General features: G+C 57.0%; 8 protein-coding genes. 2 read left to right on the top strand and 6 right to left on the bottom strand.

The window, feature by feature from the left end:
- Position 1 precedes the first annotated feature (1 nt).
- Positions 2-1,351 carry a cytochrome bc complex cytochrome b subunit gene (locus tag ACFDSS_RS00840; RefSeq protein ID WP_375253852.1) on the bottom strand — a complete coding sequence of 450 codons (1,350 nt, stop codon included), beginning with the start codon at positions 1,349-1,351 and terminating at the stop codon, positions 2-4.
- A 12-nt stretch (positions 1,352-1,363) separates the two neighbouring features.
- On the bottom strand, positions 1,364-1,927 hold the full coding sequence (gene petA / locus ACFDSS_RS00845) for a ubiquinol-cytochrome c reductase iron-sulfur subunit (RefSeq protein WP_375253853.1): 564 nt from the start codon (positions 1,925-1,927) through the stop codon (positions 1,364-1,366).
- A gap of 413 nt (positions 1,928-2,340) precedes the next feature.
- Between petA and ACFDSS_RS00850 the strand changes: the two genes are divergently transcribed.
- The gene (locus ACFDSS_RS00850) at positions 2,341-2,979 is read left to right on the top strand and encodes an outer membrane protein (protein WP_375253854.1); all 639 of its coding nucleotides are present in this window, start codon (positions 2,341-2,343) and stop codon (positions 2,977-2,979) included.
- 65 nt (positions 2,980-3,044) lie between these two features.
- Positions 3,045-3,230, top strand: coding sequence for a hypothetical protein (locus ACFDSS_RS00855; RefSeq protein WP_375253855.1), 186 nt, complete (start codon positions 3,045-3,047; stop codon positions 3,228-3,230).
- An 8-nt stretch (positions 3,231-3,238) separates the two neighbouring features.
- Here ACFDSS_RS00855 and ACFDSS_RS00860 read toward each other — a convergent pair whose 3' ends face one another.
- From ACFDSS_RS00860 to dapF, 4 genes are read right to left on the bottom strand one after another with little or no spacing between them, the layout of a single operon-like run.
- Positions 3,239-3,841, bottom strand: a complete 603-nt coding sequence (locus ACFDSS_RS00860; RefSeq protein ID WP_375253856.1) for a glutathione S-transferase — start codon at positions 3,839-3,841, stop codon at positions 3,239-3,241.
- Between the two features lie 22 nt (positions 3,842-3,863).
- Positions 3,864-4,496 carry a glutathione S-transferase gene (locus tag ACFDSS_RS00865; RefSeq protein ID WP_375253857.1) on the bottom strand — a complete coding sequence of 211 codons (633 nt, stop codon included), beginning with the start codon at positions 4,494-4,496 and terminating at the stop codon, positions 3,864-3,866.
- Positions 4,497-4,536: 40 nt separating this feature from the next.
- Entirely contained in the window at positions 4,537-5,793 is a 1,257-nt protein-coding gene (gene mtaB / locus ACFDSS_RS00870; RefSeq protein ID WP_375253858.1) for a tRNA (N(6)-L-threonylcarbamoyladenosine(37)-C(2))-methylthiotransferase MtaB, read from the bottom strand.
- Entirely contained in the window at positions 5,790-6,608 is an 819-nt protein-coding gene (dapF, locus tag ACFDSS_RS00875; protein WP_375253859.1) for a diaminopimelate epimerase, read from the bottom strand. Before dapF ends, mtaB begins: the two co-directional genes overlap by 4 nt.
- Positions 6,609-6,753: the final 145 nt, after the last annotated feature.

The following is a 6,753-nucleotide window of genomic DNA, read 5'->3' on the forward strand; positions in this document are numbered from 1 at the left end:
CTCACTCGGCCGGGTTGGCAGCGGCTTTGCCGTTGTCAGCCTTGGGGCCATAGTGCGCGTTGAAGTCGTCTTCGATTGTTTCAGGTGGCGTGTCCGGTTTCTCAATCACGCCAAGAAGCGGCAGAATGACCAGGAAGTAGGCAAACCAGTACGTCGCACCGAGCAGGGCAATATACGGATAGATGCCTTCAGCCGGACGGGCGCCAACCCACATAAGCAGTATAAAGTTTACTGCAAACAGCCAGAACCACCATTTGAACATCGGACGGTATCGACCGGAGCGCACGGTGGATGTGTCCAGCCAAGGCGCCAATGCCAAGACAACGATGGCACCAAACATCGCGATCACGCCGAAGAATTTCGCGTCTACGATGCCGAAGGTGAGCCAGTTCACGGCAATCACAAGCCAGACTTCACCGTCAAATGCCCGCAAGATCGCGTAAAATGGCAGGAAGTACCATTCCGGCACGATGAAGGCAGGCGTTGCCAGCGGGTTGGCCGGGATGTAGTTGTCGGGGTGACCCAGATAGTTCGGCATGAAGCCCACGACTGCGACGAACACAGCAAGAATGATCGCCAGTGCGAACAGGTCCTTGATGACGAAGTATGGCCAGAACGGCAATGTATCCTTGGCGGCTTCCTCTTTGGATGTCCGACGCACCTCAACACCGGCAGGGTTGTTGTTGCCCGTGGTATGGAACGCCCAAACATGCACGATCGTCAAACCCAGCAGGATGAAGGGCAGCAGATAGTGCAGTGAGAAGAAACGATTGAGCGCAGGCTGGGCAATCGCGCCATTCGGCGTACCAAGAAGCCAGACCTGAACCGATTCACCCACGAACGGGACCGCGCCAAAAAGACCGGTGATAACGGCTGTTCCGTGGAACGACATCTGTCCCCAAGGCAACACGTAACCCATGAACGCCGTTCCCATCATCAGAACATACATCAGAATGCCGACGATCCAGGTCACCTCACGCGGTGATTTGTAGGAGCCATAGTAAAGTGACCGGAAGATATGCGCATAAACCGCCACAAAGAACAGCGAAGCGCCGTTCTGGTGGAAGTAGCGGATCATATAGCCACCATTGACGTCACGCATGATGCGTTCAACCGACGCAAAGGCCATATCAACGTGCGGCACATATTGCATCACCAGCACAACGCCGGTCGCAATTTGCAAAACAAGGGCAAAAACAAGAACGATACCCCAGATCCACATCCAGTTCAGGTTCTTGGGTGTGGGGATCATCAATGTGTCATACAGCAGGCCGACAATAGGTAAGCGCTTGTGTAGCCACTTTTCGCCTTTTGTACTTGGCTCATAATGGTCGTGAGGAATTCCGCCCATGGCTCTCTCTCCTTAACCGAGTTGAATTGTGGTTTCGTCAATGAAAGACGCAACCGGAATGTCGAGGTTGCGCGGCGCTGGGCCTTTGCGGATTCGACCGGCAGAGTCATAGTGTGACCCGTGACAAGGACAGAACCAGCCGCCGAAATCGCCAGCCCGATCGCCCAAGGGTACGCAACCGAGGTGGGTGCAAATACCGATCTGTACCAACCAAACACCATCTTCGGTCAGCGCGCGATTTTCGTCAGTAGCGAGCGCATCATCTGGCAGGTTGGCATTTTCGCTGTTGGTATCGGGCAGATCATCAAGACTGACTGCGCGCGCCTCTGCGATTTCTTCTTCGTTGCGTGACCGGATAAAGACCGGTTTACCTTGCCAAAGAATAGTAAGCTGTGTGCCGGGTTCGACAGCGCTGACATCAACGCGGATCGAGGCGAGCGCCAAAACATCGGCGGACGGGTTCATCTGGTTTACCAGTGGCCAAACTGCGGCACCCGTCACTACGACACCGGCACTTGCCGTTGCGTAGTAAAGAAAGTCGCGGCGTGTGCCCTGATTATCATCTGCATGTGACACTGGATGCATCTCCGATTCTAGTTATGAGCCCGAAGCCCCCACAGAAAACGAGACCGGCGCAAGCGACAGTCTGTTGTCGGTTTTTTATCCACCAAAGTTCATAAGGTCCAGCGGACAATCGGGCGCAGGGCCTGCAAAATGCAAAAAAAGCTGAAATTGCAAAGACTTCCTTGACGCTACTGGAAGGATGAGCTGCGGCTGTATCTGCCACGGAAAAACCGGGCCGTCCGCGCCCAATTTGCGCGCTTTCGCCAATTTCCGGTCTGTTTCGGCGGTTTTCCACCGACTGATACCGCTAAACTGTGGTGATTCCGCGACTCCGCTTATGAAGTTGCTTAACGCCCGCTTAAGATTTTTGCGGGACAGTGACATCGTCTTTTCAAGCTCACCATCCAAATCTCAGGATAATCACTATGCGCCGCGCAATTGCTTCTTGCATTGCATTCATTGTTCTTGCGACCTCTGCCTTTGCGCAAGTTGAGCTGAGTTTTTACTCTGGTGCCCAAACTGCCGCGCCCTCTGACGTGACGATTCGCCAGACCGGCACTCTGCCGGATGTGTTTTCACAAGACTGGGAAGGCCGCTCACTTCAGTTCCCGCTTTACTACGGTTTGCGGGCCACATCTTGGCGGTCAGAGCGGTTCGGGTTTGGGGTGGATTATACACGCAACAAAATCTACCCTACATCCTTGCCCGATGGTGTCAGCGTGCTGGAGATGACTGATGGTCTCAATACCCTGACGGTGAATGCCTACCACCGTTGGGAGAATATGATTGACGGCGTGAACCCCTATGTTGGCGGGGGGATCGGGATTGCGATCCCGCATATCGCGGTTGAAACCGCAGATCAGAAAACCGCAGGCTATCAACTGACCGGCGCCGCGGCGACCTGGATTGCGGGCGCGACTGTTCCGATCAATGAACAATGGTCGGTCTTTGGGGAATACAAAGGCACCTATACCGCGAATACGGCCGATCTGAACAGCGGTGGGACGCTTGAAACAGATGTGTTTACAAATGCCTTGAATGTGGGCGTCAGCTTCAACTTCTAGCGCTGACCATCTGCGGCGGACGTCTGTTCTTTCAACGGCGCCGACTGGATTTCGGTTAGGTTCGGATGAAAGAACCATGCAACACACGCCTTGCACTGCACGGCTTCATCAAGCTTTTGGCAGACCGATACGGACCGCAGGGTATCCGGTTCAATGCCGTTGCGCGGGGTTTGATGGAATGCGCAAAGAGCGAGTTTCACCCCGGATGGGCCGCCACGGTTCCGCTCGGCCTTGTTGGATATTCGTCTTGAGGTGCGGCTCAATCCGCTGCCGTTGCGACCATGCTGTCGCGTTCGCTGAATTTTGCGTGCCAGCCTGCAAGGGCTACATTGTCATTGCGCCAACCGCGCCCGTCGTGGCGTAAGTCAACGTACGACAGTGCGCAGGCGATGCTGATTTGTCCAATATTGAGGGGGCCGCTGAGGTGGCTCATCCAGCGGTTATTGACTGCGGCGATCCCACGGGCAGCCTTGGCCCATTGCGCTTCGATCCAGGCGGGGGATTGTTCTGCCGCGGGCCGTAGGCGCGCTTCATAGGCCATCGTCACGGTCGCATCCATGATTGCGTCCGCCGTCGCCTCAAGCGTGAGGATTTCCCATAGGCGACTTTGCGGGTAGAGATTTGCGCCCGCCACATCATCAAGATAGCGGGTGATGACACGGCTATCGTAGAGTGCGGGGCCGTCGGGGCGCAGCAAAGCGGGAATTTTGCCCATTGGATTTGCTGCAATGACCTCTGGCGCGGAATTGAAGGCGGTCGTCGTGACCTCGACCTCTTCAACCTGATCGATCAATTCCGTTTCACGCAGCAAAACGCGCACTTTGCGCACAAATGGCGAGGCGGGCGAGATGAGCAATTGCATGACTTGGGTCCTTGTACCGATCTTATGGAAACAAGACCTGATCCTGTCCGCTTTGCCAAGGCGGATATTTCTTCATTACGGCGCGAAACCGGTCTGACGCGAGAAACGCCTCAAGCCAATTGGTCAGCGGCACAAGCCCCTGCGCATCAAACCAAGCCCGGTCGGTATTTGCGAATTGACGGACGAATGGCAGGATCGCCATATCTGCCAGCGTGCGTTTTGGACCCGTCAGGAAAGGGTTCTCAGATAGTCGCTCGTTCAGGTGGTTCAGGAATTCCATTGCTTTTGCGCGTTCTGCCGCTTCATCAAGGTCAGGAAAACGCACGGCATATTTGGTATGGTCCAGCGCCTGTTTGAATGGCCCATCGCAGGCATCGATCAGCGCATGTCCTGCCGCGTCCATTTCTAGCCAGTCTTCTGGGTCGCCATGTTCAAGCGCCCAGAGCATCACATCGCGGCTTTCCTCAATCACGCGGTCGCCGTCTTGCACCACGGGCACGGTGCCCTTGGGCGAAGCCGCAAGAAACGGTTCCGGTTTGTCTTTGAGCAGGATTTCGTGAAGCGCAACCTGCCTGCCACTGGATTGGATCGCAAGCCGTGCGCGCATGGCGTAGGGGCAGCGTCTGAATGTCCAAAGGATGGGGGGTTTGGCCACGGGTGGAGCCTCCGGCGGGGATATTTGGTCTCGGAAGAAGTCAGGCGGTCAGTTGCTGGCCCGCAATCCCGGTGATTGTGGCTTGCACGATCTGGCTTTCGGGTTGGTCTTTGTTGAACAGGACTTCGGTGAATTGTTCGGTTCTGCCCATGCGCGCATTTTCCATCAGAATCTTGTGGGTTTTGCCGCTTTGGGCCGCGAGGTGCCGGGCGACCTGAGCCTGACCCGCCGCGCGTAGTCTTGCGGCGCGTTCTTTGATGCGCTTGCCATTGACCGCAGGCATCCGCGCGGCGGGCGTGCCTTGACGCGCGGAATAGGGAAAGACGTGTAGCCATGTCAGATCGCAGTTTTTCACAAGTGCCAGTGAATTTGCGAACATCGCTTCGGTTTCTGTCGGGAAGCCCGCGATAATGTCTGCCCCGTAGGTCATGTCGGGCCGCAGTTTGCGCGCATCTTCGCAGAAGCGGATCGCGTCGTCGCGCAGGTGCCGCCGCTTCATCCGCTTCAGGATCAGGTCATCCCCGTGTTGCAAGGACAGATGAAGGTGCGGCATCAGTCGCGGCTCTGTCGCGATGGCTTGCATCAGGTTTTCATCGACTTCGATACTGTCGATGGAGCTGATCCGCAGCCGCGGCAAATCCGGTACCAGTTTGAGGATCCGCATCACCAAATCACCCAGTTTTGGCGTTGCGGGCAGGTCTGCCCCCCAGCTTGTCAGGTCGACGCCGGTCAGCACAACTTCATTGTAGCCTTTGTTGACCAGCCGTTTGATTTGATCGACCACAACGCCCGCAGGCACAGAGCGCGAATTGCCCCGACCGTAAGGAATTATGCAGAAGGTGCAGCGATGGTCGCATCCGTTTTGCACCTGCACATAGGCGCGGCTGCGGGTGCCGAACCCGTCGATCAGGTGACCTGCCGTTTCCGTGACCGACATGATATCATCGACTTGCACGGGTTCGGTTTGCCCGATCAGGTCCGGCGCCATCCCAGCCCAGGTTGCCGGGTTCATCTTCTCTGTGTTGCCAATCACCACATCGACTTCGCGCATCTTGGCGAATGTTTCCGGCTCAGTCTGTGCCGCACAGCCCGTCACGATCAGCTTCGCACTTGGGTTGTCGCGCCGTAGTTTGCGAATGTCCTGACGTGCTTTGCGCACAGCTTCGGCGGTCACCGCGCAAGTGTTGACGACAATCGCGTTGTCAACGCCTGCCTGTGTCGCCAATTCTTTCATCGCCTCGGTCTCATAGGCGTTCAGACGGCAACCGTGGTTTGAGAATATAGGCGCGGTCGTCATGTCAGCCGCCACATCCCATCAAAGACATGCGCGGTTGGCCCCGTCATCCAGACACCGTCATCGCGCCATGAAATCTGCAATGTGCCGCCGTCCAGTTCAATGGTCACATCCCGCCCGGTCAGACCGCGCCGTGCCGCCGCCACGGCTGTTGCGCACGAAGATGAGCCAGAGGCCAAAGTGACCCCCACGCCGCGCTCCCACACCCGCATGCGCAGGTGATCGGGCCCAAGGAGGCTCGCGAATTGGACGTTCGTCCGCTCCGGGTAAAGCGGGTGATGTTCGATCTCTGCGCCGCGCTGGGCCAGATCGATGGCTTCGGCATCGTCAACGAAGAAAGTACAGTGCGGGTTGCCCATGCCGGTGGCGGTTGGGTTGCCCGCGATGGGGAGCATCAGCGTATCCATCACTTCGGCCAGCGGCACGTCGGCCCAGTCAAGTTGTGGGTGCCCCATATTCACGGACGTCACCCCGTCGCCAAAGTCCTTTGCATAGAGTGTGCCGCGTGCCGTTGTGATTGTCAGCGCGTCGCCGCCTTCGGTATCCATCAAGTGGCGCGCGATGCAGCGGGTTGCGTTCCCACAGGCTGCCGAAAGTGATCCGTCACTGTTCCAAAAGGTCAGGTGGACGTCGGCGTCAGCCGTGTCGGACAGTACCGCAAGCTGGTCAAATCCGACCCCACGATGTCGGTCGGCCATGGCGACCGCGACATCGGCATCAACGCGCGGTGTGATTCCCCGTTCGTCGACAACAACGAAGTCGTTTCCAAGCCCGTGCATCTTCATGAAGGGCAAATATGATGAGTCGTTGCTGGCCATGACGGCCATATAGTCAAAGCCCGACGACTAATCCAGCGGGGACGGCATTTCGGGGGTTGACCGCGGGCTTGGGTCTTTCTAGACAGCGCGCCAGTGGGCCGTTAGCTCAGTTGGTAGAGCAACTGACTTTTAATCAGTAGGTCGA

The organism is Yoonia sp., assembly GCF_042093035.1.
Taxonomy (GTDB): domain Bacteria; phylum Pseudomonadota; class Alphaproteobacteria; order Rhodobacterales; family Rhodobacteraceae; genus Yoonia.

Coding starts and splice junctions, on each gene's coding strand:
- ACFDSS_RS00855 (WP_375253855.1), top strand. CDS start 3,045: ATGAAAGAACCATGCAACACACGCCTTGCACTGCACGGCTTCATCAAG.
- mtaB (WP_375253858.1), bottom strand. CDS start 5,793: ATGACGACCGCGCCTATATTCTCAAACCACGGTTGCCGTCTGAACGCC.
- dapF (WP_375253859.1), bottom strand. CDS start 6,608: ATGGCCAGCAACGACTCATCATATTTGCCCTTCATGAAGATGCACGGG.
- ACFDSS_RS00850 (WP_375253854.1), top strand. CDS start 2,341: ATGCGCCGCGCAATTGCTTCTTGCATTGCATTCATTGTTCTTGCGACC.
- ACFDSS_RS00860 (WP_375253856.1), bottom strand. CDS start 3,841: ATGCAATTGCTCATCTCGCCCGCCTCGCCATTTGTGCGCAAAGTGCGC.
- ACFDSS_RS00840 (WP_375253852.1), bottom strand. CDS start 1,351: ATGGGCGGAATTCCTCACGACCATTATGAGCCAAGTACAAAAGGCGAA.